The sequence below is a fragment of the Ruegeria sp. C8 genome (genome assembly GCF_056537565.1).
In genome coordinates, this window is record NZ_JBQFRV010000012.1 from 97,073 (window position 1) to 123,082 (window position 26,010).

Annotated in this window: 26 protein-coding genes; 10 read left to right on the forward strand and 16 right to left on the reverse strand. The window is 60.0% G+C overall.

Annotation, left to right across the window (positions count from 1 at the left end; all coding sequences use genetic code 11):
- Positions 1-4: 4 nt before the first annotated feature.
- On the reverse strand, positions 5-2,032 hold the full coding sequence (locus tag ACR0KL_RS16030) for a 2,4-dienoyl-CoA reductase FMN-binding domain-containing protein (RefSeq protein ID WP_480777264.1): 2,028 nt from the start codon (positions 2,030-2,032) through the stop codon (positions 5-7).
- 137 nt (positions 2,033-2,169) lie between these two features.
- On the opposite strand from ACR0KL_RS16030, the gene ACR0KL_RS16035 reads away from it, so the two are divergent.
- The 3 genes from ACR0KL_RS16035 (at position 2,170) to ACR0KL_RS16045 (ending at position 4,931) form a co-directional block, all read left to right on the forward strand.
- Positions 2,170-2,655, forward strand: a complete 486-nt coding sequence (locus ACR0KL_RS16035; protein WP_170767870.1) for an RNA pyrophosphohydrolase — start codon at positions 2,170-2,172, stop codon at positions 2,653-2,655.
- Between the two features lie 66 nt (positions 2,656-2,721).
- Entirely contained in the window at positions 2,722-4,095 is a 1,374-nt protein-coding gene (locus ACR0KL_RS16040; protein WP_170679416.1) for a radical SAM protein, read from the forward strand.
- On the forward strand, positions 4,092-4,931 hold the full coding sequence (locus ACR0KL_RS16045; protein ID WP_170679414.1) for a DUF547 domain-containing protein: 840 nt from the start codon (positions 4,092-4,094) through the stop codon (positions 4,929-4,931). Before ACR0KL_RS16040 ends, ACR0KL_RS16045 begins: the two co-directional genes overlap by 4 nt.
- A gap of 175 nt (positions 4,932-5,106) precedes the next feature.
- Here the strand turns inward: ACR0KL_RS16045 and ACR0KL_RS16050 are convergent, their stop codons facing one another.
- Together ACR0KL_RS16050 and nth are read right to left on the reverse strand one after the other, a co-directional pair.
- Positions 5,107-6,096, reverse strand: coding sequence for an adenosine kinase (locus ACR0KL_RS16050; RefSeq protein WP_170643666.1), 990 nt, complete (start codon positions 6,094-6,096; stop codon positions 5,107-5,109).
- Positions 6,093-6,737 (reverse strand): endonuclease III, encoded by a 645-nt coding sequence (nth, locus tag ACR0KL_RS16055; RefSeq protein WP_480777278.1) that lies wholly within the window; start codon positions 6,735-6,737, stop codon positions 6,093-6,095. The genes ACR0KL_RS16050 and nth overlap by 4 nt, the downstream gene beginning before the upstream one ends.
- A 118-nt stretch (positions 6,738-6,855) precedes the next feature.
- On the opposite strand from nth, the gene ACR0KL_RS16060 reads away from it, so the two are divergent.
- Positions 6,856-7,698, forward strand: a complete 843-nt coding sequence (locus tag ACR0KL_RS16060) for a bifunctional helix-turn-helix domain-containing protein/methylated-DNA--[protein]-cysteine S-methyltransferase (RefSeq protein WP_170679412.1) — start codon at positions 6,856-6,858, stop codon at positions 7,696-7,698.
- Positions 7,699-7,748: 50 nt separating this feature from the next.
- Here the strand turns inward: ACR0KL_RS16060 and ACR0KL_RS16065 are convergent, their stop codons facing one another.
- Positions 7,749-9,188 (reverse strand): aldehyde dehydrogenase family protein, encoded by a 1,440-nt coding sequence (locus ACR0KL_RS16065; RefSeq protein ID WP_480777265.1) that lies wholly within the window; start codon positions 9,186-9,188, stop codon positions 7,749-7,751.
- A 203-nt stretch (positions 9,189-9,391) separates the two neighbouring features.
- Between ACR0KL_RS16065 and ACR0KL_RS16070 the strand changes: the two genes are divergently transcribed.
- Entirely contained in the window at positions 9,392-10,042 is a 651-nt protein-coding gene (locus tag ACR0KL_RS16070) for a peroxiredoxin (RefSeq protein ID WP_170459651.1), read from the forward strand.
- Positions 10,043-10,110: 68 nt separating this feature from the next.
- On the opposite strand, the gene ACR0KL_RS16075 is transcribed toward ACR0KL_RS16070, so the two are convergent.
- Positions 10,111-10,842, reverse strand: a complete 732-nt coding sequence (locus ACR0KL_RS16075) for a glycosyltransferase family 25 protein (protein WP_480777266.1) — start codon at positions 10,840-10,842, stop codon at positions 10,111-10,113.
- A 198-nt stretch (positions 10,843-11,040) separates the two neighbouring features.
- Here ACR0KL_RS16075 and ACR0KL_RS16080 point away from each other — a divergent pair, with 198 nt between their 5' ends.
- The gene (locus ACR0KL_RS16080; RefSeq protein ID WP_170473102.1) at positions 11,041-11,676 is read left to right on the forward strand and encodes a DUF1326 domain-containing protein; all 636 of its coding nucleotides are present in this window, start codon (positions 11,041-11,043) and stop codon (positions 11,674-11,676) included.
- Between the two features lie 3 nt (positions 11,677-11,679).
- Here ACR0KL_RS16080 and ACR0KL_RS16085 read toward each other — a convergent pair whose 3' ends face one another.
- Together ACR0KL_RS16085 and pnp are read right to left on the reverse strand one after the other, a co-directional pair.
- Positions 11,680-12,069, reverse strand: coding sequence for a nuclear transport factor 2 family protein (locus tag ACR0KL_RS16085; protein WP_170679406.1), 390 nt, complete (start codon positions 12,067-12,069; stop codon positions 11,680-11,682).
- Between the two features lie 87 nt (positions 12,070-12,156).
- Complete coding sequence (gene pnp / locus ACR0KL_RS16090) at positions 12,157-14,304, reverse strand: polyribonucleotide nucleotidyltransferase (RefSeq protein ID WP_170679404.1); 2,148 nt, start codon at positions 14,302-14,304, stop codon at positions 12,157-12,159.
- A gap of 426 nt (positions 14,305-14,730) precedes the next feature.
- Between pnp and ACR0KL_RS16095 the strand changes: the two genes are divergently transcribed.
- Positions 14,731-16,332 (forward strand): BCCT family transporter, encoded by a 1,602-nt coding sequence (locus ACR0KL_RS16095; RefSeq protein WP_170555456.1) that lies wholly within the window; start codon positions 14,731-14,733, stop codon positions 16,330-16,332.
- A gap of 108 nt (positions 16,333-16,440) precedes the next feature.
- Here the strand turns inward: ACR0KL_RS16095 and rpsO are convergent, their stop codons facing one another.
- The 6 genes from rpsO to rbfA all read right to left on the reverse strand — a co-directional run bounded on the left by rpsO (position 16,441) and on the right by rbfA (position 20,558).
- Entirely contained in the window at positions 16,441-16,710 is a 270-nt protein-coding gene (gene rpsO, locus ACR0KL_RS16100; protein WP_170379357.1) for a 30S ribosomal protein S15, read from the reverse strand.
- A 143-nt stretch (positions 16,711-16,853) separates the two neighbouring features.
- Positions 16,854-17,843: a calcium-binding protein gene (locus tag ACR0KL_RS16105; RefSeq protein WP_170679402.1), complete on the reverse strand. Its 990-nt coding sequence runs from the start codon at positions 17,841-17,843 to the stop codon at positions 16,854-16,856.
- Between the two features lie 97 nt (positions 17,844-17,940).
- A complete protein-coding gene (locus ACR0KL_RS16110) occupies positions 17,941-18,444 on the reverse strand; it encodes a DUF1643 domain-containing protein (RefSeq protein WP_170679400.1) in 504 nt (167 codons plus the stop codon).
- 21 nt (positions 18,445-18,465) lie between these two features.
- A complete protein-coding gene (gene truB, locus ACR0KL_RS16115; RefSeq protein ID WP_170679398.1) occupies positions 18,466-19,371 on the reverse strand; it encodes a tRNA pseudouridine(55) synthase TruB in 906 nt (301 codons plus the stop codon).
- Positions 19,372-19,431: 60 nt separating this feature from the next.
- Positions 19,432-20,166, reverse strand: coding sequence for a phosphodiester glycosidase family protein (locus ACR0KL_RS16120; protein ID WP_170679396.1), 735 nt, complete (start codon positions 20,164-20,166; stop codon positions 19,432-19,434).
- Positions 20,163-20,558 (reverse strand): 30S ribosome-binding factor RbfA, encoded by a 396-nt coding sequence (rbfA, locus tag ACR0KL_RS16125; RefSeq protein ID WP_170379347.1) that lies wholly within the window; start codon positions 20,556-20,558, stop codon positions 20,163-20,165. Before rbfA ends, ACR0KL_RS16120 begins: the two co-directional genes overlap by 4 nt.
- Before the next feature lie 91 nt (positions 20,559-20,649).
- Between rbfA and dapB the strand changes: the two genes are divergently transcribed.
- The gene (dapB, locus tag ACR0KL_RS16130; RefSeq protein WP_170679394.1) at positions 20,650-21,459 is read left to right on the forward strand and encodes a 4-hydroxy-tetrahydrodipicolinate reductase; all 810 of its coding nucleotides are present in this window, start codon (positions 20,650-20,652) and stop codon (positions 21,457-21,459) included.
- Positions 21,460-21,553: 94 nt separating this feature from the next.
- Complete coding sequence (locus ACR0KL_RS16135) at positions 21,554-22,663, forward strand: NADase-type glycan-binding domain-containing protein (protein WP_170679392.1); 1,110 nt, start codon at positions 21,554-21,556, stop codon at positions 22,661-22,663.
- A gap of 3 nt (positions 22,664-22,666) precedes the next feature.
- On the opposite strand, the gene ACR0KL_RS16140 is transcribed toward ACR0KL_RS16135, so the two are convergent.
- Genes ACR0KL_RS16140 through tmpA form a run of 3 tightly spaced genes read right to left on the reverse strand, consistent with a single transcriptional unit; the run spans position 22,667 to position 25,055 of the window.
- The gene (locus ACR0KL_RS16140) at positions 22,667-23,335 is read right to left on the reverse strand and encodes an ureidoglycolate lyase (RefSeq protein WP_480777267.1); all 669 of its coding nucleotides are present in this window, start codon (positions 23,333-23,335) and stop codon (positions 22,667-22,669) included.
- Positions 23,332-23,922, reverse strand: coding sequence for a (R)-1-hydroxy-2-trimethylaminoethylphosphonate oxygenase (gene tmpB, locus ACR0KL_RS16145; protein WP_170555472.1), 591 nt, complete (start codon positions 23,920-23,922; stop codon positions 23,332-23,334). The genes ACR0KL_RS16140 and tmpB overlap by 4 nt, the downstream gene beginning before the upstream one ends.
- A complete protein-coding gene (gene tmpA, locus ACR0KL_RS16150; protein ID WP_480777268.1) occupies positions 23,919-25,055 on the reverse strand; it encodes a 2-trimethylaminoethylphosphonate dioxygenase in 1,137 nt (378 codons plus the stop codon). The genes tmpB and tmpA overlap by 4 nt, the downstream gene beginning before the upstream one ends.
- 100 nt (positions 25,056-25,155) lie before the next feature.
- On the opposite strand from tmpA, the gene ACR0KL_RS16155 reads away from it, so the two are divergent.
- A complete protein-coding gene (locus ACR0KL_RS16155; protein ID WP_480777269.1) occupies positions 25,156-26,010 on the forward strand; it encodes a LysR family transcriptional regulator in 855 nt (284 codons plus the stop codon).

Genomic DNA, 26,010 nt, shown 5'->3' on the forward strand with positions numbered 1-26,010 from the left:
GCCCCTACATGGCTGCGGCCAGACGGGTGCCCTGATTGATAGCCCGTTTCGCGTCCAATTCCGCCGCGACATCCGCACCACCAATCACATGCGGCGTGATCCCGCGTTCGATCAGGGCGTCCGCAAGGCTACGCTCGGACAATTGACCGGAACACAGGACGATAGTGTCCGCAGCAATCACCGTCGGGTCGGCGCGCTCTTCACCAAAGCTGATATGCAGGCCGTCATCATCGATATGCTCGTAATTCACGCCGCCCACGAAGTTGACGTTTTTCATCTTCAACGTCGCGCGGTGAATCCAGCCGGTGGTCTTGCCCAAGCCTTTGCCATGCGCCTGTTTCTTTCGCTGCAGTAGCGTGATCTGACGTGCTGGGGCTGCAGGCTGAGGGCCTTCCGGTGCCAGACCCGAGCGGTGCTGCTCCGGATCGGTCACGCCCCATTCCTTCATCCAGGCGGGCAGGTCGGTGGTGATGCTGTGGCCGTCCTCCAGCAGGAACTCGGACACGTCAAAGCCGATACCACCAGCGCCGATCACGGCGACGGATTTGCCGACCTCTGCTTTCTCGCGCAGCACGTCGATGTAACTGATGACGTTGTCGCGGTCCTGACCTGGGATTTCCGGATCACGCGGGATGACGCCGGTGGCGATGACGACCTCGTCAAAGCCGGTCAGGTCGTCGGCGCTGACCTCGCGATTCAGTTCCACCTTCACGCCCAGATCATCCATCATGGTGCGGTACCAGTCGACCAGCCCCCAGAATTCCTCTTTCCCCGGCACCTGTTTGGCCATGTTCAACTGTCCACCGATCTCCGAGGCGCGATCGAACAGCGTGACGTCATGGCCGCGCTGGGCGGCGGTCATGGCGGTAGACAGGCCGGCCGGGCCAGCGCCCACAATGGCAACGGTCTTGCGCGTCTCGGCCTTGCCAATGACCAGTTCGGTTTCATGGCAGGCACGCGGGTTGACCAGACAGGAGGTCAGCTTTCCGCCGAACGTGTGGTCCAGGCAGGCCTGGTTGCAGGCGATACACGGCGCGATCTGCGCGGAGTGACCGGCAATCGCCTTGTTGACAAAATCCGCATCCGCCAGCATCGGACGCGCCAGCGAGACCATGTCGGCGCAGCCCGTCGACAGAACCTCTTCTGCGACCTCGGGCGTATTGATCCGGTTCGAGGTGATCACCGGGATGCCAACCTTACCCATCAGCTTTTTGGTCACCCAGGCAAAGGCGGCACGCGGAACGCTGGTTGCGATGGTGGGAATCCGAGCCTCGTGCCAGCCGATGCCGGTGTTGATGATCGTGGCGCCGGCTTGTTCGATCCGCTGTGCAAGTTCGACCACCTCTTCATGGGTCGAGCCATTCGGGACAAGATCGATCATCGACAGGCGATAAATGATGATGAAATCCGTACCCACAGCCTCACGCGTGCGCCGCACAACCTCGATCGGCAGGCGCATCCGGTTTTCGTATGAGCCGCCCCAGCGATCCTCGCGTTTGTTGGTGTGGGTCACGAGGAACTGGTTCAGGAAATACCCTTCGGAGCCCATGATCTCGACCCCGTCATATCCCGCCTTCTGGGCGAGAACAGCCGCGTTCACAATGTCGCTGATCTGCTTCTCGATTCCGTCTTGGTCCAGCTCACTGGGCGAGAACGGAGAAATCGGGGATTTCACCGGGCTGGGCGCCACGCATTTGGGACCATAGGCATAACGTCCGGCGTGCAGAATTTGCATCGCGATCTTGCCACCCGCCTCATGCACGCGGTTAGTCACGACCGAGTGGTTCGCCACGTCCTTTTCGGTGGTCATCATCGCCGCGCCCGGCAGGACAGACCCTTCGAGGTTCGGGCCAATCCCGCCCGTCACCATCAGCGCAACGCCCCCGCGTGCGCGATCCGCATAGAACTCGGCCACGCGATTCCAGTCGCCGGTCTCTTCCAACCCGGTATGCATCGAGCCCATCAGCACGCGGTTTTTCAACGTGGTAAAGCCCAGGTCCAGCGGGGCCAGCATGTTTGGGTACGCAGTCATGGCGAACTCTCCCTTCCGAAGTTGAGGAATAGATTGACGTTCGCGTAAACATTGTCACGCGAAACCTAACGTCATCCCCTTTGCGCCCGTCGCGCGGCTTGATAGAGAGGTCGCAAACCCTATCCAAGAGGCCCCTCATGACTCCGGAAGAGATCGCCAAACTGCCCTATCGCCCTTGTGTGGGGCTGATGCTGATGAATGCAGAGGGCAAGATTTTCGTCGGACAGCGCAATGACCGTCACAAGGACGCTTGGCAGATGCCTCAAGGCGGGGTGGACAAGGGCGAGGACCCGCGTGACGCAGCACTGCGCGAATTGTGGGAAGAAACCGGCGTGACCGCTGATCTGGTCGAGGTGGTGGCCGAGACTGACGGCTGGCTGCCCTATGATCTGCCCCACGACATCGTTCCAAAAATCTGGAAAGGCCGCTATCGCGGGCAAGAGCAGAAGTGGTTTCTGCTGCGCTTCACCGGCCAGGACGACCAGATCAATATTGCAACAGACCATCCAGAATTCACCAGCTGGAAATGGCAGGCCCCGGAGAAACTGGTCGAAGAAATCGTGCCGTTCAAGCGCGCGGTCTACGAGCGGGTGATCGCGGCTTTTGCGGATCATCTGAGCTGATCACCAGCCTGCACGTTGCCGTGAGGGGGCGTGGTTCGGGTCAAGGCGTGCCTCTAGCTTGGGTGCATGAAAGACACCGTGCCAGACCCCATCACCATCAAACCCGCCGGACGGCGCTTTCAGGGCTCGGACCAGCGCGCGCCTCTGCGTGAGGGATTGCGCGGGTGCGGAGAGTTCGGCCCCTCTCAGACGGCAGGGCGGTTCTACCCGATGGCCTGCGTCGCGCTTGAGGTGACGCAGCGCTGTAATCTGGACTGCACGCTCTGCTACCTCTCGGACCGGGCCGAGATGACTTATGATCCTCCGCTTTCGGTCCTGTTCGCGCGGATTGCCACGATCCGCAGCCATTATGGCCGCGGCGTTTCCGTTCAATTGACCGGCGGCGACCCGACCCTGCGCAAGGTTGAGGACCTTGAGGCGCTTTGCCGCGAGATCAGGCGGCTGGGTATGCGCTCCTGCCTGATGACCAACGGCATCCGCGCCAGCCGGGCGATGCTGACGCGATTGGCCGCAGCGGGGCTGGATGACGTGGCCTTTCACGTGGACATGACGCAAGAGCGCAACGGGTTCACCTCCGAAATGGAGCTCAACCGCGTGCGCAAAGCCTATATCGACCGGGCGCGCGGTTTGGGGCTGCGTATTCTCTTCAACACAACCGTTTTTGGCGGCAACTTTGCTGAAATCCCCGCCTTGGCCCGCTTCCTGAGGGACCAGCCCGAGGTCGGTTTTGTTTCGTTCCAGATGCAGGCGGATACCGGGCGCGGCGTGTTGCGGGTGCGACCCGATGGAATCACGCAAGACAGCGTCATCCGCGCGGTCGAGCAAGGCTATGGCACGTCTTTACATTTTGACTCGGCAGCCGTCGGGCATTCCAGTTGCAACCGGTATAGCAGCGTAGTTTCGGCGGGGGGCAAGGCCGTGTCGTTGCTGTCGAACCAGCGCCTGGTGCAGCGGGTGATTGCGGCGCTTGAGGAGGTGGATGCAGGCCAAGACGCTCATATCCGCATCCGCCCGAGCGTGGGACGCCTGATCCGCCGCCATCCACTGCTGGCCCTTTGGGCGCTTGGCCATCTGGCGGGCTGCCTTTTGCGGCTGGGGTCGGGGGTGCTACGCGGACCGATACGGCGGCAGGCCGTGTTCATCCACAATTTCATGGCTGCGGATGCGTTAGAGGAGGACCGCTGCGCCTCCTGCGTGTTCATGGTTGCGACGGCCAACGGGCCGCTCTCCATGTGTGTCCACAACGCACAGCGCGATCAGCATCTGGCCGCGCCGGATCGAGTAGACAGCCCGATGGGCACCTATTGGTGGAACGCGGCGACGCGCGGCCTGTCGGCTCGCCCGGACTTGCCCGCGCTGAAAGACCCTAGGGTGGCCCCGCTGAAACGCCTCAAAGGGCAGTTGCGCGCTGCTCGTCAAAGCCGAAAGGACGCTTCATGAGACAGGTTCTGATCCTGATGCTGCTGCCGCTTCTGACCGCCTGCGCCAGTGTGGAGAGGCTGGCCTTGCCCGCCGCGACGCCCTTGCCCGACACGGCCCTGACCCGCGCCGCGCCCCCTCCGGGCGAAAGGGTGGATCATGGCGATTGGACCCGCTTTCTGACCCGCTACGTAGCCCCCGATGCGCGTGGAGTGAACCGGGTGGCTTATGGGCAGGTGAGCGCGGCAGATCGTGCGCTGCTGGATGATTATCTGACCGAGCTGCAGGCTGTTGATCCGGCCAATCTGACCCGCGATCAGCAATTGGCCTATTGGATCAACCTCTATAACGCGCTGACGGTGGATGTGGTGCTTGAGGCCTATCCGGTCGCCTCGATCCGAGACATCAAGGATGGGCCGTTGTCGATTGGCCCGTGGGGTCGCCCTTTGACTGTGGTCTCTGGCCAGAGCTTAACCCTGAACGACATCGAACACCGCATCATCCGACCAACTTTCAATGAGCCGCGCATCCACTACGCGCTGAACTGCGCAGCGGTGGGGTGTCCGAACCTGATGGCCCGCGCGTGGGAGGCCAAGACGCTGGAACGTGACCTCGCCGCATCCGAGCACGCCTATGTCAACGACCCGCGTGGGGTGCGGTTTGATGATCAGGGGCGGTTGATCCTGTCGAAAATCTACATCTGGTTCCGCGAGGATTTTGGGCCGAATGAACAGGCCGTGATTGCCTATCTCGGAACAGCAGCCGACCCGGAGTTGCATCAGCGCCTCAAACAGGCGCGACGTGTGAACGCTTATGAGTATGATTGGGCGTTGAACGATGCAGGGGCTGGCTCCTAACGGCGCGGAGCAAAGGCCATAGGCCGCCGCGCCAGCGCCGACCCGCCCCCAACGGGGCGGCGCTTTTGCAGCCTTGAATATTGCTCGAACCTATCAGTATCTGACTGCCATAAAGCTTTTATATCCGAGGCCGGATGCGCCACCCCGCGGGTCGGCGCTGTCCCGGCTCAGCGCTTTACAGCAATCCTTCTTCCCGCAGCAATTCTTGCAAGTTGGCTTCGGGGCGTGGGCCGATATGGCTGATCACTTCGCGTGCACAGACATTGCCAATCTTGGCGCAGGTCTCATAGTCGCGGCCGGTGGCCATGCCGTACAGGAAACCGGCTGCGAACTGATCGCCTGCGCCGGTCGCATCTACGGGCACTACTTTTTCGACCGCAACATCGTGACGGGTGTCGCCGTTCAGAACCGTCACGCCGTCGCCCGAACGGGTGCAGACGACCAGAGGGCAGATTGCGGCGGTTTTGGCCAGTGCGTCCTCAAGATCGTCGGTTTCGAACAGCGATTTGATCTCAGCCTCGTTGCCGATCACGAAGTCCAGTTCGTTCTCGATCAGCAGCAGGAAATCGACCCGGTGACGCTCGACGCAGAAAGGATCGGAAATGGCGATACCGGCCTTGCCGCCGCCTCTGTGACAGGCGCGCGCGGCCTCAAGAAACGCGGCTTTACCCTTTTCCTTGTCGAACAGATACCCCTCGAGGAACATGATCTGGCTGTTTCCGGCAACCTCGTCCGAGACGTCCTGAGACGACAGTTCCGAGGAAATCCCCAGATAGGTGTTCATCGACCGCTCACCATCGGGCGAGACGAAGATCATCGAGCGTGAGGTCGGCAGCTCGCCGCCCGGCACAGGTGGGTTCACGAAATCCACGCCGTCTTCGTTCATCGCATCGGCATAGAATCTACCCAACGCGTCATCATGCACACGGCCAATAAAGGCAGCATCCAGACCCAGCGCACCCGCGCCCGCAATGGTGTTCGCGACCGAGCCGCCCGGTGTCTGCACCCGACCCTCCATCGAGGCATAGAGCACTTCGCCACGCTCTTGCTCGATCAGTTGCATGATGCCTTTTTCAATGCCCATCAGTTCCAGGAAACTGTCATCGGCCTGGGAAATGACATCCACAACGGCATTTCCGATGCCGGTCAGTTGGTAGGTTTTCATAGGGTCTTGTCCTCGAATTGACAGAGATCACGGATGATACAGGTCGGGCATTGCGGCTTGCGCGCCTTGCAGTGATGGCGCCCGTGCAGGATCAGCCAGTGATGTGCATGGAGTTGAAAGTCGGCTGGAATATTGTCCTCGATGGCGCGTTCGACGGCGTCTACGTCCTTGCCGGGGCAAATACCAGTGCGGTTGCCGACACGGAAGATATGCGTGTCCACCGCTTGCGCCGGTTGCCTCCACCACATGTTCAGAACCACATTGGCCGTCTTGCGACCCACACCGGGCAGGGATTGCAGCGCCGCGCGGGAATTGGGAACCTCGCCATCGTAGTCCTCGACCAATATACGGCTGAGCTTGATGACGTTCTTCGCCTTCTGGCGGAACAGGCCGATGGTTTTGATATGCTCGATCAAGCCCTCTTCGCCCAGATCCAGCATCTTTTGCGGAGTGTCCGCGATCTTGAACAGCGCGCGCGTGGCTTTGTTGACGCCCGCATCGGTCGCTTGCGCCGAAAGCGCCACTGCAACGACCAGAGTGTAGACGTTCACATGCTCCAGCTCGCCCTTGGGTTCCGGGTCTGCTTCTTGAAAGCGCGTAAAGATCTCGCGGATCGTGTGATAATCGAGTTGCTTTGCCATCCGAGCCTTAATGCCGCCCAAGGGCCAATGACACAAGCCCAAAGCCAATGCGCAAGTTCCGGGTCGCAGGGGCGTGACCGGCGCGTTATGGTTTGGATCAACAGATGAGGTGAAAGCCATGAACGTCCAGACCCCCGAAAGTGGATACCACTACAACGTCATGCGCCGCGCGATCGAGTTGATTGATCAGGGCGGCGAAACCCTCAGCCTCGAAGAACTGGCCAGCCAGATGGGCATGAGCCCCGCCCATTTCCAGCGCCTGTTCTCGCGCTGGACCGGGGTGTCGCCAAAACGCTACCAGCAATATCTGACGCTGGGCCATGCCAAAGCCCTGCTGCGGGAACGGTTCACCACGTTGGAGACTGCCCACAACGTCGGTCTGTCCGGCAGCGGCCGGTTGCATGATTTGTTCCTGAAATGGGAATCCATGAGCCCCGGTGAATACGCCCGCAAAGGCGCGGGGCTGACGGTCTACTGGGGATGGTTCGATTGCCCCTTTGGTTCGGCGCTGGTCATGGGGACCGACAAGGGCATCTGCGGCATGGCGTTCGGTGCCGAAACCGGCGAGGCCGCCGCGATGGAGGATATGACTTCGCGCTGGCCCAAGGCCGATTTCGTCGAGGATCCCGAAAAGCTGCGTTCTTGGGTCGAGGCCTCTTTTGGTGCGAACCGGTCCGAGACACCACTGCATCTGATCGGCTCACCGCTGCAGATCAAGGTTTGGGAGGCGCTGATGCATATCCCCTCGGGTCAGGTCACGACCTATTCCGAGATTGCGCAGCGGGTGGGGTCGCCTCAGGCGGTGCGCGCGGTGGGAACAGCGGTTGGCCGCAATCCGGTCAGCTGGCTAATCCCCTGCCACCGGGCCCTGCGCAAGTCGGGCGGTCTGGGCGGATACCACTGGGGTCTGCCGGTGAAGCGCGCGATGCTCGCCTATGAGGCCGCGCAGGCGGATGCCTGAAATAGAGCGAGGCACCGCGAGGTGCCTCACCGCTGGATCACCAAGGGTGTTTACTCGGGCACCCAACCACCGACGGCTTTGACCTCAAGGAAGTCTTCCAGACCAAATACGCCGCCTTCGCGGCCGTTGCCGGATTGCTTCATCCCGCCGAACGGAGATCCCGCGCTGCGCGACTGACCGTTCATCTCAACCATCCCGGACCGCAACACCCGCGCCATGCGGTTGGCGCGCGCGCCGTCCTGTGTTTGGACATAGTTGGTCAGGCCATAGGGCGTGTCATTGGCGATCTCGACGGCTTCTTCCTCGGTGTCGAAGGGGATCATGGTCAGGACCGGGCCGAAGATCTCCTGCCGCGCGATGGTCATCTGGTTGTTGGCATCTGCAAACACCGTCGGGCGCACATAGTAGCCCTTGTTCAGCCCCTCGGGCCGCCCTGTGCCACCCGCGACCAGCCGCGCGCCTTCATCGATACCGGCTTGGATCAGGTCCTGAATCTTGGTCCACTGAAGCTCATTCACAACGGGGCCGATATGGCGGCCTTCCTCCGTTGCAGGACCGACCGTGACAGCATTGGCCACTTCGGCTGCTGTCTCTACGGCCTTGTCATAAATCGGGCGCTGCACCAGCATCCGGCTGGGGGCGTTACAGCTTTGGCCGGTGTTGTTCATCATGTGCAGCACACCGCGTTTCACGGCCTTTTCATCCGCATCCTCAAAGATCACGTTGGCGCCTTTGCCGCCCAGCTCCAGATGCACCTTCTTCAGTGTATCGGCAGCGCTTTTTGAGATCGCGGTACCCGCGCGGGTCGAGCCGGTGAAGCTGATCATGTCCACATCCGGATGCGCAGAGAGTTGCGAACCGACACCCGCGCCATCGCCGTTCACCAGATTGAATACTCCGGGTGGGAAACCGGCCTCGTCCATCAGCTCGGCAAAGATCATTGCGTTCAGGGGGCTCTGCTCGGACGGTTTCAGAACCATCGTACAGCCCGCAATCGCCGCCGCGCCGACCTTGAGGGTGATCTGGTTCATCGGCCAGTTCCACGGGGTGATCAGACCGGCGACGCCCACTGCCTCATAGATGATGCGATCATTGGGCGCGTGATCGCCCAAAGGGCGCTCGAATTCAAACGCCTTGGCAGCGCGGATGAAGTTTTTCAGGTGATAGATACCAGCACCGGATTGAGCCGTGCGCGACATGTCGATCGGCGCGCCCATCTCAAGCGACATGGCCTGCGCCAGGTCCTCTGATCGGGTCATGTAAAGATCGGCCAGCTTTTCGACCAAGGCGATACGCTCTTGGACCGGCGTGGCCATCCAGCCGGGCAAGGCCGCCTTGGCCGCGGCAACGGCAGCGTCAGTGTCGGCCTGAGAGCCGAGGGAGATCACCGCGCAGGGTTCCTCGGTCGAGGGGTTGATAACCTCGAAATCAGCCGCTTGAGACGGGGCAACCCACTGACCGTTAATGTAGAAATCGCGTTTTTCGATCATGGCGTATCCTCCGGGCCGTGATGTCAAAGACTGGTTTTGCCGCGCAGTCTGTCATTCGCTCTGAGGCGCGGCAAGGGGGTAATTTGATCAAATTTGTTTGGCGACGTCCCGGAAAAAGACTTTTGCGGAAGGTTTAACTCTGGCGCAAAGTGGTTAGGTTCACAGCATTCGACTCGGTCAGTAACCAAAGAAGGAGTTGCACCATGGGTTTGCGTATCAACGACACGGTCCCGAATTTCACCGCAGAGACGGATCAGGGCACCATTCAGTTTCACGATTGGATTGGTGACAGCTGGGCGATCCTGTTCTCGCATCCCAAGGACTTCACCCCGGTCTGCACCACCGAGTTTTCGGCTGTGGCCCAGTTGAATGACGAATGGGCGGCGCGCAATACCAAGGTGATCGGTGTTTCGGTCGACGGTGTCGAGGACCACAAGAAGTGGAAGAAAGACATCGAAGCCTATGGCAAGGCCAACCCCGGTTTCCCGATCATTGCAGATGACGGGCTGGCGGTGTCCAAGGCCTTTGACATGCTTCCCGCCGAGGCCTACCTGCCCGATGGCCGAACGCCTGCAGATAGCGCCACTGTGCGTTCGGTTTTCATTATCGGGCCCGACAAGCAGTTGAAACTGTCGATGACCTATCCGATGACTGTTGGTCGGAACTTTGCTGAGATCCTGCGGGCGCTGGACGGGCTGCAGATGTCGTCGAAGGGTGTTGCGACACCCGCGAACTGGGTGCCGGGTGAGGACGTGATCATCCCGCCGACCGTTTCGAACGAAGACGCCAAGGCGAAGTTTGGTGAGTTCGAGACGATCTTCCCGTATCTGCGCAAGACCAAGGCTCCGTCCTGATTTAGGTCGGGTCAGGGGGGCTGTCTGCCCCCCATCGCGCTTGAGCGCGATTCCCCCCGAGGATATTTTCAGCCAGATGAAGCAGGCGGGCGCTGCGGGTGCAGGTGGAGCTGTGCTCGGTAAGCGGCGCGTTTGACTTCGCGGGTCAGTTTGTCTGAGAAGGGTGGTTTTGTCTGGATGGTCGAGCCGCCGATTTCGCGGGCCACTTCGCGGTTGCCGCTGCCCAAAAGGGCGTGAATTGGCTGACCGGTGATCCAGTGCATTTGCAAGAAGGTATCCACGGGGCGGTCGATTTGATCCGTCGCCTTGAGGAGCCGTTTTGCGGCATTGCGGCCGACCATTTGGCAGACGCATTGCAGGCCGATCACTTTGGGCAGGATCAGGCTCAGGCCGTTTTCTTCTGCCAATATTTTGGCCGCGACTTCGCGTTGTTTGACAGGGATGCGGATATAGTGATCCAAGGTGGCGATGGCGTGCAGCATTTTGACTGCTTCGGCCATTTTGTCAGGATCGACGCGCAGGTCATCCTCGGTGATGATGGCCAGATCAATATCTTCATCCACCAGTTTCTGCCAGAGACGCCGGTGGCTTTGGAACACGCCGATTTCCGCGGGGCGCAGGTCGAACGGGTAGTGCGGCTTGTGCAGGGTGCCGGGATGCAGGCGGACATCTGCGATCTGGTCCGGCTCGCGCCCATTGGTAGCCTCAAACAGTTCGGCATTCGGCAGGTCGTTGCACAGCTGGTCTGCATTGGCGCGGCGGGCCGTGCTGGAAGACATATGGATGACAAAGGATCGCATGATGCGTGCATAGAACACGGGCGCGTGAGGGGGAAGAGCAACGCGAGAGAAATGGGCGTTCATTTTGCAAGCTGAACTAGTGCGAGCGGTGTCGGCGACCGGTTCTTGAAAGGACAGAAATATGCTAGGGTGCGATAGGCAGACGAACCAGGCATCCGCACCATCGGGCGATCACACTGTGACACACAGGAGAAGACGATGGCTTTTACAGATTGGTATGTCGAAGGTGATGCTTTTGGGAACTGTAATTGCGGCTACGCGTGCCCTTGCCAGTTCGAGGAACTTCCAACACAGGGCAATTGCCGTGGTTTCGAAGTGCTTGAAGTCTCGAAAGGCCATTTTGGAGATACCGACTTAGCGGGTGCCAAGGCCGCTTTGATCTATGCCTGGCCGGGTCCGATCTTTGAGGGCGGCGGCGAGATGCAGGTGATCATCGATCCAAGTGCGTCGGACGCTCAGAGGGCCGCACTAGAAAAGGTCTTCCACGGGGAAGAGACCGAAGAGATGGCGACCCATTGGTTCGTCTTCCGTGCGATGTGCAAAACCGTGCATGAGACTCTGTTTCTGCCGATAGACTTCGAGATGGATATGGAGGAGCGTACGGCCAAGGTGTCTATCGGTGATGTGCTGAATTCGACTGGCCGTCCTATTGAAGCGCCGCATGGTGGTGGCCCACATCGCGTGCGGATCGACATTCCCGGCGGGATTGAATTCACTTTAGCCGAGATCGGCAGTGCCTCGACCAAGGCCGACGCGGCGATCAAGCTGGACCTGAACGACAGTTACGGGCAGTGGCATCTTATGAAGCACGGGCCGTCGGGGGTGGCGCACTAAGGATCAGGCTTCTCCAAAATCCACAAGAACCGGTGCGGTGTCGTAGATGATCCGCACCGATTGGAATCGGGTTTGATCCTCGGTCAGTTCAAACAGGTCTACGCATTCAATCGTTTCAGGGTGCCCGTTTCGGATGGTGCGGGTGTAGTTGAAATGAACCGCCATCTGCGGCGCACCGGATGTATCGGCAAAGGTGTTCTTGTGAAGGGTGGACCGGTCGCTCGTGATGTTCATAACGTTGGTATAGAAGTCACGCGCCGGTTGCTTGCCCGATATCGGAGAGGTTGCCGTCGCGTCCTCGGCAAACAGGTTTAGCATCGCGGTTAGGTCACCGCTTTCGATGGCTTGTAGGTACAGCCGCGCCAGTTCATCCATCTGCTCCTTGTTAGACATCGCCAACCCTCCTGCTGGGCGGCACTGTAACACAAAAAAGGCCCCGGCGGTTTCACCGGGGCCTTAATCATTTGAAAGAGGAACAGATTACTCTGCGTCTTCTTTCTTTTCTTTCTTCTCGGGAACGATCTCTTCGCCGGTTTCCTGATCGACCACTTTCATCGACAGGCGCACCTTGCCGCGATCGTCAAAGCCCAGCAGTTTGACCTTTACTTCCTGACCTTCCTTCAGAACATCCGACGGATGGTTCAAACGGCGGTTTTCGATCTGGGACACGTGGACCAGACCGTCGCGCTTGCCAAAGAAGTTCACGAAGGCACCGAAGTCGACGATCTTGACCACTTTACCGGTGTATATCTGACCTTCTTCCGGCTCGGCCACGATCGAATAGATCATGTCGTATGCCTTCTGAATTGATTCACCATCGGGCGAGGCGATCTTGATGACGCCGTCGTCGTTGATGTCGACCTTGGCGCCCGAAACCTCAACGATTTCGCGGATGACCTTACCGCCCGAGCCGATCACTTCGCGGATCTTGTCGGTCGGGATGTTCATGGTCTCGATGCGCGGAGCGTGAACCGAGAATTCGTTGGTCTCGGACAGGGCTTTGCCCATTTCGCTCAGGATGTGCATACGGCCGTCTTTAGCCTGGGCCAGAGCGGTTTCCATGATCTGGGGCGTGATGCCTGCGACCTTGATGTCCATCTGCAGCGAGGTGATGCCGTTTTCGGTCCCCGCCACTTTGAAGTCCATGTCACCCAGGTGGTCTTCGTCACCCAAGATGTCGGTCAGAACAGCGTATTCGCCGTCATCTTCCAGGATAAGACCCATGGCCACACCGGCAACCGGTGCTTTCAGCGGAACACCCGCATCCATCATCGACAGCGAACCACCGCAGACCGAGGCCATTGATGAGGATCCGTTCGATTCCGTGATCTCAGACACCACGCGAACCGTGTAGGGGAAGTCGGTCGGCGCAGGCAGAACCGCCTGCAGCGCACGCCATGCCAGTTTGCCGTGGCCGATCTCACGACGGCCGGGCGAGCCAACGCGGCCCACTTCACCCACCGAATACGGAGGGAAGTTGTAGTGCAGCAGGAAGTTCGATTTGAAGTTGCCATGCAGCGCGTCGATGAACTGCTCATCGTCACCAGTGCCCAGCGTAGTCACGGCCAGCGCCTGTGTTTCACCACGGGTGAACAGGGCGGAACCGTGTGTACGCGGCAGCAGCGAGGTTTCGGCTTCGATGGCACGCACATCGGTGGTCGAACGACCGTCGATGCGCTTGCCGCCCTTGACGACGTCACCGCGCAGGATGCCAGCTTCCAGCTTTTTCATCGCCGAGCCAAGGTTCGCGTCTTCCAGCTGTTCCTCGGTCAGCGCTTCTTTGATCGCTTCACGGGCCGCGGCAACAGCGGCGGTGCGCTCTTGCTTGTCGGTGATTGCGAAGGCGGCGCGCATCTGCTCTTCACCGGCTGCGGCAACAGCGGCGTACAGCTCCGAATAGTCGGGGGCGACGAACTCAAACGGCTCTTTCGCGGTTTCTTCGGCCAGATCAATGATCAGGTCCAGAACCGGCTGGATTTGCTCATGCGCAAAGTTCACGGCACCCAGCATTTCAGCCTCGGACAGCTCGTAGGCTTCGGATTCCACCATCATCACGGCGTTCTTGGTACCGGCGACAACCAGGTCCAGACGCTGCTCGGGGTTCAGGCGCAGGTCCTGCATGTCGTCCACGGTCGGGTTCAGGACGTATTCGCCATCCACGAAACCAACACGGGCACCGGCGATCGGGCCCATGAACGGCGCGCCGGAAATGGTCAGAGCAGCGGATGCCGCGATCATCGCAACGATGTCGGGGTCGTTGACCAGATCGTGGCTCAGCACGGTGCACATCACCAGAACTTCGTTTTTGAAGCCGTCAACGAACAGCGGGCGGATCGGACGGTCGATCAGACGCGCGGTCAGCGTCTCTTTCTCTGTCGGGCGCGCCTCGCGCTTGAAGAAGCCACCCGGAACTTTACCGGCGGCATAGTATTTCTCTTGGTAGTGGACGGTCAGCGGGAAAAAATCCTGACCGGGCTTTTGCTGCTTGGCAAAGGTCACATTGGCCATGACGCTGGTTTCGCCCAGCGTGGCGATCACGGTGCCGTCCGCCTGACGGGCAACCTTGCCGGTTTCCAGTGTGAGCGTCTCTTCGCCCCACTGCATAGATTTCTTAGTTACATCAAACATATGCGTATCCTAGAACGGAGCACTCCCGCCCCTGCGGGTCTCCGGTTTGCATGGCGGCCCCATTGCCGCCGACCCCACTTTATCTTCCATTCGAGTGCCGGGGTCAGGGCACAACGTCTCAGATACCCGCGCGCATACATGAGAATGCGTTGAAAGGAAAGGGGAACCGCTGCGATTGGCAGAAACGTGCAGACTGGAATTTAAGCACCCTGCGCTGCGCTTTTTTTGGGGCTGCGAAATGTCAGTTCCCAAGGGGCGTAAGATTCAAAAAAATGAATGAGTTTTGAAAAAACTGTATGCAGTGTAGACTGTTACCACTGAACCCACGGTCGAAGAGACGGGAATACGCCAAGGGGGTAACATACTCATATCCGTCAGCCGGCCGACTACCTTGGCGTTTGCAGCTTGCGAGCAAAGGGGCAAAGTATGGCTCAAACCAAGAAAATGCTGGATCCGGATCCGCGGATCTACGATTTCGAAACCGAGTATGAATTGGGTCAGGACAACGTCCGGCCATTCGGTTTAGATATCCACAACCCGGTTTTCCTGATCTCGAGTATTTTGATCTTTGCGTTCGTCTTGATCGCATTGGCCAATCAAGAGGCCGCGGCCGCCTTTTTTGGCTGGCTCAGGCCATGGCTCACCAGCACGTTTGACTGGTTCCTCGTCCTGTCAGTTAACGCCATCACCCTGTTCTGTCTGGTTCTGATCGTTCTGCCTGTCGGCAAAGTCAGGATCGGCGGCAAGGACGCCAAGCCTGACTATTCCTATGCCGGATGGATCGCGATGATGTTCGCCGCCGGTATTGGTATCGGTCTGCTGTTTTTCGGCGTGATGGAGCCGGTTTACTACAACTTTGCCGAAGGCGGGAACGCCCGGCCCCTGGGTATCGACATCGCAGTGCCCGGCAATGAGTATATCGGTATTGTTGGCACGATCCATCATTGGGGCCTTGAAGGCTGGGCGGTTTATGCCGCGGTTGGTTTAAGCCTTGCGATCTTTGCCTACAACCTTGACCTGCCTCTAACTTTGCGCTCGGCTTTCTATCCGCTTCTGGGTGAGCGTGTGTGGGGCTGGTGGGGTCATCTCATCGACACACTGGCGGTGTTTGCCACGCTGTTCGGTCTTACCACCTCTCTGGGTCTTGGGGCGCAGCAAGTTGCTGCTGGATTGTACGAGGTATTCGGTATCGAACCCAGTCCAACCGTCACTGTCCTGCTGATCATCGGCATTACGCTGATCGCGCTTGGTTCAGTCCTGCTGGGTATGGATGCGGGCGTGAAACGGCTAAGTGAGATCAACATGATCATGGCCGTTGGTCTGTTCCTTTTCGTCATCATTGTCACCGGAGTGGGTACAGCCATTTCGCGGTATTTCAACGTAATGGTGGATTACGTGACCCATCTGCCGGCACTATCCAACCCGTTCGGGCGAGAAGACACCAGTTACTTCCACGGCTGGACAACCTTCTACTGGGCCTGGTGGATCGCGTGGTCGCCCTTTGTGGGCATGTTCATCGCCCGAATTTCGAAGGGCCGCACGGTGCGTGAGTTCATCCTCTGCGCGCTACTGGCCCCCACGGCGGTCTGCGCCCTGTGGATGTCGACCTTCGGCGGCGCGGCGATCGACATGCTGAACGCAGGAGGAGCCGAAGGCGTGCGCGCAACCGTGATCGACAGCTATGCCCCCGAAGGCGCCCTGTTTGGGTTCCTAAAGGAACTGCCGCTCTATGGCATCATCGCGCCGATCGCCCTGATTTTGATTGTTGTGTTCTTTGTGACCTCATCGGATTCAGGTTCGTTGGTGATTGATACCATTACCGCCGGAGGCAAGATGGACGCTCCTGTGATCCAACGGGTGTTCTGGTGCACGCTCGAGGGTCTGGTGGCGATCGCCCTGCTCTTGGGCGGCGGTCTTGCGGCCCTGCAAGGCGCGGCAGTGTCGACGGGCATCCCGTTCACACTGGTGGTTCTGATGATGTGCTACTGCCTATGGCTGGCGCTTAAATCGGAAAAAGCCAAGATGTAGCAGCGCAAGTTGCACGCAGGGCCTTCTAGCCCTTGCCAATTGGCAACACCAAAAAAAACGCCCGCTGTTTCGGCGGGCGTTTTGATATCAGCTTGATCAGCTCTGACCTTAGCGGCGGATGCCCAGCTTTTTGATCAGGTCCTGGTAGCGTGCTTCTTCCTTGCCCTTCAGGTAGTCCAGCAGCTTACGGCGCTGGGCGACCATTTTCAGCAGACCGCGACGACCGTGGTTGTCTTTCTTGTGGGTCTTGAAGTGCTCGGTCAGGGTGGTGATGCGCGAGGTCAGGATGGCAACCTGGACTTCAGGCGAACCGGTGTCGCCCTCTTTGGTGCCGAATTCTTTCATGACGCGTGCTTTTTCAGCGGCAGTAATCGACATCGGGGTCTCCTTCAAAGGTTAGAGTTAATGGCGCAGGCCGGGATGTCGTCCAGCACAGGCCCATGGAGAAAACCGCACCGATTCCGATGCGGATGGGCGCGTATAGGCGCTTTTGGCGTGAATGGCAAAGGGATTCTGACGGTTCAGCCAGCAGGCAGGTATTCCGCCAATTCGGCCTCGGTCAGGAGATGGATGTCGTCCACCGTCAACCCGTCGGCCCCGAACAGATGCGCGACTTCGTGGCCGTTGAGGCTGACGCGGGTCAGGTTCTCATTCTCGGGGTCCTGCTCGATTTCGATCTCGGGTGGGTCCTGATCTTCCCAGGTGATCAGCAGGCGGTCCTCACCAGGTTGAAAGCCCATCACGGTGACTTCGGATTTCTCCGTGTCGGCGATGATGTCATCCGCGCCAGCGCCTCCGGTCGCGACGTCGCCGTCTTTGGCCAGTATCGTGTCCTCTCCTGCGCCGCCGTTCAGATAATCGGTTTCGCCGTCATCCTCATCGCCCAGCAACAGGTCGTCGCCATCGCCGCCGAACAACACGTCCTCACCTGCGCCGCCGGTCAGAGTGTCATCACCATAGCCGCCATGCAGGGTATCGTTGCCGTCTCCGCCGTTCAGATCATCGTCACCCTGACCGCCATACAGTGCGTCACTGCCTTTGCCGCCCTGCAAATGATCGTCGCCGAAATGACCGTAGAGCCTGTCATCGCCCTCATCCCCGAACAGGGTGTCATCGTCTGCCTCGCCATGCAGCAGGTCATCGCCCTGACCGCCGGACAGGGTGTCCTCACCTTCGGCTCCATGCATCACGTCGTCGCCATCGCCGCCCATGATGTGGTCATCACCGCCATAGCCGTTGATCTGGTCCATGCCGTCCTGCCCGGTAATGACATCGGCGTTGTCACTTCCGGCGATCACCAGATCGCCTTCATGTTCAGAAATCACCGTTCCGCCGGTGTCCTGCGCCGGCTCGACGCTCTCGCCCACATCAAGGAACTCACCTTCGCCGATCTCGGTCTGGCTTTCGTCCTCCGCGCCCTCGTCCTGCTCATCTTCTTCGATGAACGCATCCCCAATGGCGTATGCCGCGCCGCCGACGGCGGCCAATCCGATCAACCCGGCCAGAAACATATCGAACCCTCCGAAAGAAATGAGACGCCTTGGCGGCACTGTTCCATTCGAACGGTTCATCGGTCAAAGCATAGCTGGCCGAGTGGTTAACCCTTTGTCACCAGAGTTCGGGCTGCTGTGTATAGGCGATGTAAAGCGGATGTTTGGGGTGCCCGGCTTTGGACAGGCCCAGATGAAACAGAGGTTGCCCGGTGCCGCGCAGCAGCGCCTCAACCGCCGGGCCGCGGTCCAGATGCGCGCCGTGGGTGCCCCAGGCGGCAATGACCTGATCGGCCCATTGGACGCCCTCCAGAATGGTCGCGTCGTTTGCCGGACCGACCGGATCAGCGGCGGCGCGCATTTTACGCGGATCGGTGTCGCGCCAGGCAAAGATGTTGGTGACCTGAAACGCCCCGAACCCCAGCGCCCGTGAGCGGCGTTCGCAGCGCTCGACCGTCGGGTCGTTCTGCACCTCGGTCGCGGTTGACGGGTTCAGCATCACAAACAGCGCCTTGCGTCCCGCCGGATCCCAAACACGGGTCAGGCTGTATCGGTACTTCTCGCAATCCGAGTAGACGGCGGTCGAGGGCGCATCGCCCTTGGTATGCGTTCGGGTGATCATGCCCTTCGCCTAACACAGGGCTCAGGCGACGAACACCCGGCTTGGGTGCAGCTCGCCGGATTTGTAGATGCCCACCGCCACGGCCTTGCCGTCCAGCGAGGCCCAGGCTTCATCGCCGTATTCCACGTCCGAGGCCAGAACCATGCCCGGATTTCCGTTGCGCAGACGGGTGGCGCCTTCGGGGGTGCATTTCAGCTCGGGCAGGTCCGAAAGGCCGGTTTCCAGCGGGTGCAGGTAGTCGTCCAGCGCCTCGGTCTTGGCCATCTCGTCGATCTGTTCGATGGACAGTCCATCTTCGGCCTCAAACGGGCCGGACCAGATGCGGCGGAGTTCCTTGACGTGGCCGTGGCAGCCCAACGTCTCACCCAGATCCCGCGCTATCGAGCGGACGTATCCGCCTTTGCCACAGGTCATCTCCAGCACCACATGGTCTTCGTCAGGGCGGTCGACGAGGATCAGTTCCTCGACCCAGAGGGGGCGGGCGGACAGCTCCACCTCTTCGCCGTCGCGGGCTAGCTTATAGGCGCGTTGCCCGTCGATCTTCACGGCCGAGAACTTGGGTGGGACCTGCATGATATCCCCCAGAAATGGGGCGAGTGCCTGTTTGATATCGTCATCCGAAGGGCGCGCATCGCTTTGCGCAATCACTTCGCCCTCGGCATCGTCCGTGTTGGTCGCCTGACCCAAACGCACGGTGAAAGTGTAGGCTTTCAGCGCATCGGTAATGTAGGGAACGGTCTTGGTCGCCTCACCCAAAGCCACGGCCAGAACACCGGTTGCTTCGGGGTCCAGAGTACCCGCATGGCCCGCTTTCTTGGCGTCCATCGCCCAACGCACCTTGTTGACCACCGCGGTCGAGGTCATGCCCGCAGGCTTGTCCACCACCAGCCAACCGGAAATGTCGCGGCCCTTGCGTTTGCGTCCCATCTTGCACCTTGCCTTTTGCTAAGGCGCGCGGGTTAGCGGATCGTTTTGCCGCTGTCAAACTCAGGGCGCGTCTTCGACGACGCCCACGATTGGCCCCAGCGAGAACCCGATATCCGACCGGTTGCTGGCGCGCTCATACATGCGAGAGATATTTCCATCGAGGAACAGCGCATTCGGTGTCTCCAGCACGTCGCGGAACAGCCGGCCGAATTCATGGAAGGTCACGTAATCATCAGAGATGGCAAAGACCGTGCGCGTGCCATCGGCACTGGTGCCCACACCGTTGCGAATGTAGCGCGAGGTCGAATCGGGCAGGAACCGAGGGTGCAGTTCGCCGTCGATCACCAGCATCGGGCCGGATTGGGTTGCAAATCGGCACTGCGGGGCCTGATCGACGAAGGAGAGTGTTTCGAACACGTCAGCGCGGCCCTCACGGATGCAGAACACCCCGTTGGGCAACAAACCGAAATTACCGGGCCCGGCATTCGGGATCACGCGCATCTTCTCTTGCCCGTTTTCGACATAGTAGCCCACGGGCGAGCGGTCGTCGTGATACATGCCCGCATTCATCGCAAAGGCCAACCGTTTGCCTTCGGGCGCGAGCGTATCGTTCACAGATGAGAAATGCCCAAGCAAATCGCCTTCGTTATCGTTTAGAAACAGGCGTATGTCTTCCGAGGCATCGACCTCGCAGACCGTATACCGCTTGTCCTCATGGGTCAGCTTTTCACAGGTGACCGCATGGGCCTGCGCGGCCCAGAGAACCGCGCCAAGTGTTACGAATGCCCGGATCACTCGTCCAGATCGCGGCGCACCGCGTCCTGTTCGAACATACGGCGGGTGTCGTCCAGCCGGTCGAACGTGTCATCCAGACGGAACCGCAGATCGGGCGAGAATTTCAGGTTCAGCTTTTTGCCGATCATGCGCCGTAGTTCGCCTTTGTTGCGAGCGAGCAGGTCGATCACATCCTCTTGGCCTTTTCCGCCCAGCGGTAGCACATAGGCGGTGGCGATCTTCAGATCGGGCGAGGTGCGGACCTCACCTACGGTAATCGACATACGGTTCAGGTCGGGATCGTGGACATCTCCGCGCGCCAGAACTTCGGACAGGGTGCGGCGGATCAGTTCGCCGACACGCAGTTGCCGTTGGGACGGGCCGGGGCCATCGTGGAATTTGTTCTTTGCCATAACGACGATCTAAGCCCTAACCGAGCCTTTGCCAAGCGGGCGCGAACCGGGTAGGAGGCTTTGAGCCGACTTAGCGAAAAGGACCAGCGCAATGACCCATATTCCGGGGATCGTCATCACAGGGGCTTCGGGCCGTATGGGGCAGATGCTGATCAAGACTGTGACTGACAGTGATCAGGCGCGTCTGGTTGGGGTCGTTGAGCGCGCAGGACATGACTGGATCGGTCAGGATGTCGGCGAGGCGATGGGCGGGCAGACGCTGGGTATAACCGTGACTGACGACCCGCTTGAGGCGTTTGCACAGGCGCAGGCGGTGATCGATTTCACCGCGCCCGAAGCGACGCTGGAGTTTGCGGCACTTGCAGCGCAGGCGCGCTGCGTTCATGTGATCGGCACCACAGGCATGAGCGATGAACAGATCGCCGCGCTAGAACCAGCATCGCGCCATGCCGTGATTGTGCGGGCTGGGAATATGAGCCTTGGCGTCAATCTGCTGGTGCAACTGACCAAAAAAGTCGCCGCTGCGCTGGATGAGGATTTCGACATCGAGGTGATCGAAGGCCATCACCACCACAAGGTCGATGCGCCCTCGGGCACGGCGCTGATGCTGGGTGAAGCTGCCGCTGAAGGGCGTCGCGTTAAGCTGTCGGATGTGGCCGACCGGGGCCGCGATGGTATCACCGGGGCCCGTAAACGCGGAGACATCGGCTTCCATGCCATTCGCGGCGGAGACATCGTGGGTGAACATGACGTCCTGTTCGCCGCGCCAGGCGAACGGATCGTTTTGCGCCATCTGGCCACCGATCGCGCCATCTTTGCCCGCGGCGCGCTGAAGGCGGCGCTGTGGGGGCAGGGCAAGGCACCGGGTCAGTATGACATGGTGGATGTGCTGGGGCTCTAACCCAACACAACCAATGAGATTTTTTGAACATGGGCTTTACCTGACGCCGGGACTCGATCCATGCTTGCCTCGTAAGACAAGGGGGAAGAGTGCTTTGGTCAAGTCTGTTGCAGGGGCGTTTCTGCTTTCGCTGGCCGCTGGTAGCGTTTTGGCCGAGGATCAGCAGGTGGTGTGCACGGTCGAGGGCTGTAAGGAAATCACGCTGCAAAAGCCCCGCTTCAGCGAGTCCAGTGCGTTTTCGGTGCAGCAGGTTTGGGGTGTGGTGGACAGTATCCTGGCCGTGTCTGGCCTGTTGCCGAATTTCGAGGTGCTTGAAACTACCGAGGTTGATAACGCAGCGGCCGTAATCTTCAAAGAACAACGGTACTTGGCATTCAACCCGGACTGGCTTTCGCAATACGAAGCGGACCCGAACGCCTACTGGCAGCTTTATGGTGTGATCGCCCATGAGGTCGGTCATCATCTTCAGGGACATACGATTGTCGAAGGAGGGTCGCGCCCCCCCACCGAGTTGGAGGCAGATGAATATGCCGGGTTCGTTCTTGCCGCACTTGGGGCCAACCTGACGCAGGCTCAGTCCCTGTGGGAGACGTTGCCCGCACAAGGCTCAGCGACCCATCCGCCCCGCCATCAGCGCCTTGCAGCGGTTGAGCGCGGATGGCTGCGACGCAATGGGCAGGCACCATCCACTGCGACGCCAACGGCTCAGCCGCCTGCGCCCGAAGTGCCACCGCCACCGGGTTGGCTTATGAACAGCTGCACCGGTATTTCGGTTGCCGGGCAGTGGGCGGATTTGTGTTTCAGTTCAGTTTTGAAGGCACAGGGCAGCAACAACTATGGCCCTCGAAATGTGACGGACCAGGATCACCGCACCGCTTGGGTGGAAGGCGCGCCGGGGCATGGGTACGGTGAAGCATTCGTTCTGGCTTTTGATTCACCCACGCAGATCAACCGCTGGGCAATTCGGAACGGCTATGCCAAATCTGAACGGACCTTCATCCGCAACAGTCGTGTGCGCGAGCTGAAGTTGAGCTTTTCGAATGGTTCGACGACATCTTTCACGATCGACGACACATCAGACTGGCAAGAGACCAGCGCTTTGGCCAACTATGGTGCCGTATCCTGGGTCGTGTTCGAGATCACCGATGTCTACCCCGGCACGCATTATCAGGACACGGCGATTACCGAGCTTGTCTTCGAGTGATCGTCAAAGATCCTTTACCTTGTCCGCGCGCAGCGGGCAGGCGAGATAGACGCCGAATTCCTTGCCGATATCCGCGCTGACGCGAGCGTGAACCGCGCCTTGCCGGTCGAGAAAGCGCTGGTTGTCTTCGACCGGGAAAATCCCCTCATGCCAGATTCCGGGATGGATATAGAGGCCGCGTGAGCCATCGCACCAAAAGGCCACCACCCTTCCCGGTGTCAGATTGTCGCCCGGCAGGGCAACGGGAACGATGAAGGGCTTGTTGTCCAGCGGCCAGAACATCTGTCCACCGTCTGGGTGATAGTTCATGTGCCACAAAAGGACTTGATCGCGCGGTGCGCTCTGCCGCTCGACCTGTGCCTGCTGAGGATCAGTTGACCAGCCCAGCAAATAGTGGCCGCCCACCGCCTCATTCCGGCCATAGAGGACATCGCCTTTCCACTGACCATGGAACGTGCCTTCGACCCAGCCGCCTTCATCGCCGGTGCCTTCGTCGATGGGCCGCCAGCCTTGCTGCGGCCAGCGGGTGATCTCGATCTCGAATCCTTCGGGGTCATCGACCAGACAGCCATAGCCTTTGACCGAAGCGTCCGTGGCGCGGATCAGAGGAACCTCGTGCCACGGCAGCGAGGGTTTGGTGCTGGCTTCAAAGATATATTCCGGGGCGTTCATGGCGTACCCATATGCTTGTCGACCATACGCTGCACCATCGGGGCGAAATGTGCAAAGTCAGGGGTTTCCATATCCGCGCGCTTTCCGGCCTCATCGAGATATCGCACCTGAATGATCTCTTTAAGGTTCGGGTTGGCCTCGAACGCGGTCACTTCCTCGGAACTCATCGGGCCGCCTTGCAGTTCCAGCGTGTGGACCGAGGCGGCGGACAACCGGTTGAAATACTCGGGCTTTGTGGCGCAAAGATACCGTTTGGCCGCCACATGATAGCGGCAGCAATCGGTGATGACGGACGGGAAGAACTGCTCGAGTACTTCAGCACCTGCGTCTTCGTGATGGCGATCTTCGGTATCATCCGGGTGATATGTCCCGAATTCCGAGGTGAAGTGGCCGATGTCATGCAGCAGGGCCCCCACGATGATCTCTTCGGGCATGCCGTTCTGTTCGGCGATGGTGGCCCCTTGCAGCATGTGTTCGGCCATGGTCACGGGTTCGCCCAGATATTCCTCGCCACCACGGCGGTCGAAGACATCTCCGATGAAAGCCACGATATTGTCGCGGTTCAGAGTCGTAAAATCGGGTTTCATTCCGCCGCCTCCGGCTGTGCAATGTCCATAGCGGCCAGAGTGGACAGCAACCCGTCCTTATCGGCGTAGCAGCCCTGCAGCCACCGCGACCCTGCGCCCGAATAGCCAAGTCGCGCGTGCAGCACGCGGGTGTTGTCGACGATGAAGCTCTCGCCCGGTTCAAGCTTGAACGACACGCCCATCGCAGGGTCGTCGATGATGTCCCCCAATTGGCGGTAGGCGGCGTAGTAGGCCTCCATCTTGTCGAAGGGCACATCCACAAAGGGCGCGGAGGAGCGATTGTTGAACCGGATGCCGATAATTTCGCCATCCGGAGACAGCTCGATCATCGGACGGCGTGACCGCAGGCAAACCCCGTCTGAGCCTTTGTATTCGAATCGCGCCGGGTAGCCTGCCAGCAAGGCAAAGCCTTCGGGGTTCTGGTCGCGCAGTCTTTCGGCGGCGCGGAACCCGTCAAGCACGATCGAGTCGCCGCCCTCGGCGCTGTTTTCAAGGCAGTATAGGATTTGTAGCGTCGGCACCGGATCGCGGTAGGGATTGTCGGTGTGGGCCTGCAATCCCAGCCCGGTAAAGGCGAGGTTGGTCGGGTTCACCTCAGTCCGGACCTCGAAATAGGGGCCGTAATTGGTCTCACGCACATAGCCGAAAAGGTTGGCCACCATCAGCAGCGACTCGGGCTCGGTCGGGCCACTGGTCAGTTTGGCAAAACCGTATTCGGCCACAGCCGCCAGCCAATTGCGTTTGGCGCTGGGGTCGGCGTGAACCGCATTCCAGTCGCCGCTGGGGGCTGCGATGCCGCTTTCCCATGTGGTGATGCCGGGGGCGATGCGCCCGAACGGGGCGCTTTGATCGCGATCGTAAACATGATCGGCCAGCCATTCGGCGGGGAAGGTGACGGTTTTACCCTCTGGCTGGAAGGTGACGCTCAGATCGCCGTCGATCACCTCGGCCGCGCTGACTGAGGTGTTTTCGGGAATGTCGCCAATGGTGATCAGACGCTGCCCGTTGCCCGGCGCGCGGGTGTCCGGGTCAAGCGCGTTGTCGCGCAACCAAATGGCATGAAATCGGGCTGAGGTTCCGTCGGTGAATTCAATAGTCACAACCGAAGGATCATAGGTGGCGGTGCGCAGCATGGGGTCTCTCCTGTTCAGCGCGGGCTTTGCTTGAAGGGGATACGCCCCCCGTGCCATTATCACAATTAATGCTTATTTCGTCTGAGGGTTGGTTTTTCTAATGGCTAAGGAAAAGATCGGTTTGCCGCCTCTTGACTGGCTGCGGGTGTTCGAGGCGGCTGGTCGACTGGGCGGTTTCTCGGCCGCTGCGCGTGAGTTCGGTTTGACTCAGGCCGCGGTGAGCCAGCGGATTGGCAACCTTGAGGCCTGGCTCGGGCGCACACTTTTTGTGCGTGAGGCGCGGGGCGTGTCGCTGACCATCGAAGGCGAAAGCTATCTGCCGCTGGTGCAAGACAGCCTGCAGGCGCTGGAACGCAACACCGAAGACCTGTTCGGTAAATCCCCACGAGAGCTACGGGTCGCGGGGCTTTCCTCACATATCCACGCACTGGTTCTGCCAGCCTTGCCTGCCTTTCTGAACATGCGGCCCAAGGTGCGAGTGATGACGGATTCGGTGACACGCAGAACGTCGCTGGAGGAAGAGCGGACATGGCTGCAAATCCGCTACGGTCGCGGTGTCTGGCCGGGGCGCAAGGCCAAACTGATCGCGCCCGAGGTGCTGGCCCCGATGGCTGCGCCGGATGTGTCCTGGGGCGCGCCGGTGATTGATCTGCGGGGCGAGCGGCCCGGCTGGCAGGACTGGGTGCAGGGCGCGGGGATCAAGGACTTGCCGCAGGGCCGGATCAGTTTTGATTCCGTCGGGCATGCGATGAAGGCGGCGCGGCAGGGGTTGGGGGTTGTTCTGGGCTCGGTGCCTCTTGCTTCGGAAAGCCTGCAGTCGGGGCGTTTGCGCAGGCTGGACCTGCCGGAATTGAAGACCAAGGACGGCTATTGGCTGACATGGCCCGAGGAGCGGGCCAAATCGAAAAAGCAGCGCGCGTTGTTGGATGATTTCCTGCAAGCGCTGCGGGGGTAA

Excerpts from the sequence above, each read along its gene's own strand:
- ACR0KL_RS16060 (WP_170679412.1), top strand. The coding sequence starts at position 6,856 with ATGAACGTCCAGACCCCCGAAAGTGGATACCACTACAACGTCATGCGC.
- tmpA (WP_480777268.1), bottom strand. The coding sequence starts at position 25,055 with ATGCTGCGCACCGCCACCTATGATCCTTCGGTTGTGACTATTGAATTC.
- ACR0KL_RS16080 (WP_170473102.1), top strand. The coding sequence starts at position 11,041 with ATGGCTTTTACAGATTGGTATGTCGAAGGTGATGCTTTTGGGAACTGT.
- ACR0KL_RS16085 (WP_170679406.1), bottom strand. The coding sequence starts at position 12,069 with ATGTCTAACAAGGAGCAGATGGATGAACTGGCGCGGCTGTACCTACAA.
- dapB (WP_170679394.1), top strand. The coding sequence starts at position 20,650 with ATGACCCATATTCCGGGGATCGTCATCACAGGGGCTTCGGGCCGTATG.
- rpsO (WP_170379357.1), bottom strand. The coding sequence starts at position 16,710 with ATGTCGATTACTGCCGCTGAAAAAGCACGCGTCATGAAAGAATTCGGC.
- ACR0KL_RS16030 (WP_480777264.1), bottom strand. The coding sequence starts at position 2,032 with ATGACTGCGTACCCAAACATGCTGGCCCCGCTGGACCTGGGCTTTACC.
- ACR0KL_RS16140 (WP_480777267.1), bottom strand. The coding sequence starts at position 23,335 with ATGAACGCCCCGGAATATATCTTTGAAGCCAGCACCAAACCCTCGCTG.
- rbfA (WP_170379347.1), bottom strand. The coding sequence starts at position 20,558 with ATGGCAAAGAACAAATTCCACGATGGCCCCGGCCCGTCCCAACGGCAA.
- nth (WP_480777278.1), bottom strand. The coding sequence starts at position 6,737 with ATGGCAAAGCAACTCGATTATCACACGATCCGCGAGATCTTTACGCGC.
- truB (WP_170679398.1), bottom strand. The coding sequence starts at position 19,371 with ATGGGACGCAAACGCAAGGGCCGCGACATTTCCGGTTGGCTGGTGGTG.
- ACR0KL_RS16065 (WP_480777265.1), bottom strand. The coding sequence starts at position 9,188 with ATGATCGAAAAACGCGATTTCTACATTAACGGTCAGTGGGTTGCCCCG.
- ACR0KL_RS16095 (WP_170555456.1), top strand. The coding sequence starts at position 14,731 with ATGGCTCAAACCAAGAAAATGCTGGATCCGGATCCGCGGATCTACGAT.
- ACR0KL_RS16035 (WP_170767870.1), top strand. The coding sequence starts at position 2,170 with ATGACTCCGGAAGAGATCGCCAAACTGCCCTATCGCCCTTGTGTGGGG.
- ACR0KL_RS16070 (WP_170459651.1), top strand. The coding sequence starts at position 9,392 with ATGGGTTTGCGTATCAACGACACGGTCCCGAATTTCACCGCAGAGACG.
- tmpB (WP_170555472.1), bottom strand. The coding sequence starts at position 23,922 with ATGAAACCCGATTTTACGACTCTGAACCGCGACAATATCGTGGCTTTC.
- pnp (WP_170679404.1), bottom strand. The coding sequence starts at position 14,304 with ATGTTTGATGTAACTAAGAAATCTATGCAGTGGGGCGAAGAGACGCTC.
- ACR0KL_RS16110 (WP_170679400.1), bottom strand. The coding sequence starts at position 18,444 with ATGATCACCCGAACGCATACCAAGGGCGATGCGCCCTCGACCGCCGTC.
- ACR0KL_RS16050 (WP_170643666.1), bottom strand. The coding sequence starts at position 6,096 with ATGAAAACCTACCAACTGACCGGCATCGGAAATGCCGTTGTGGATGTC.
- ACR0KL_RS16105 (WP_170679402.1), bottom strand. The coding sequence starts at position 17,843 with ATGTTTCTGGCCGGGTTGATCGGATTGGCCGCCGTCGGCGGCGCGGCA.
- ACR0KL_RS16040 (WP_170679416.1), top strand. The coding sequence starts at position 2,722 with ATGAAAGACACCGTGCCAGACCCCATCACCATCAAACCCGCCGGACGG.
- ACR0KL_RS16075 (WP_480777266.1), bottom strand. The coding sequence starts at position 10,842 with ATGCGATCCTTTGTCATCCATATGTCTTCCAGCACGGCCCGCCGCGCC.
- ACR0KL_RS16155 (WP_480777269.1), top strand. The coding sequence starts at position 25,156 with ATGGCTAAGGAAAAGATCGGTTTGCCGCCTCTTGACTGGCTGCGGGTG.
- ACR0KL_RS16045 (WP_170679414.1), top strand. The coding sequence starts at position 4,092 with ATGAGACAGGTTCTGATCCTGATGCTGCTGCCGCTTCTGACCGCCTGC.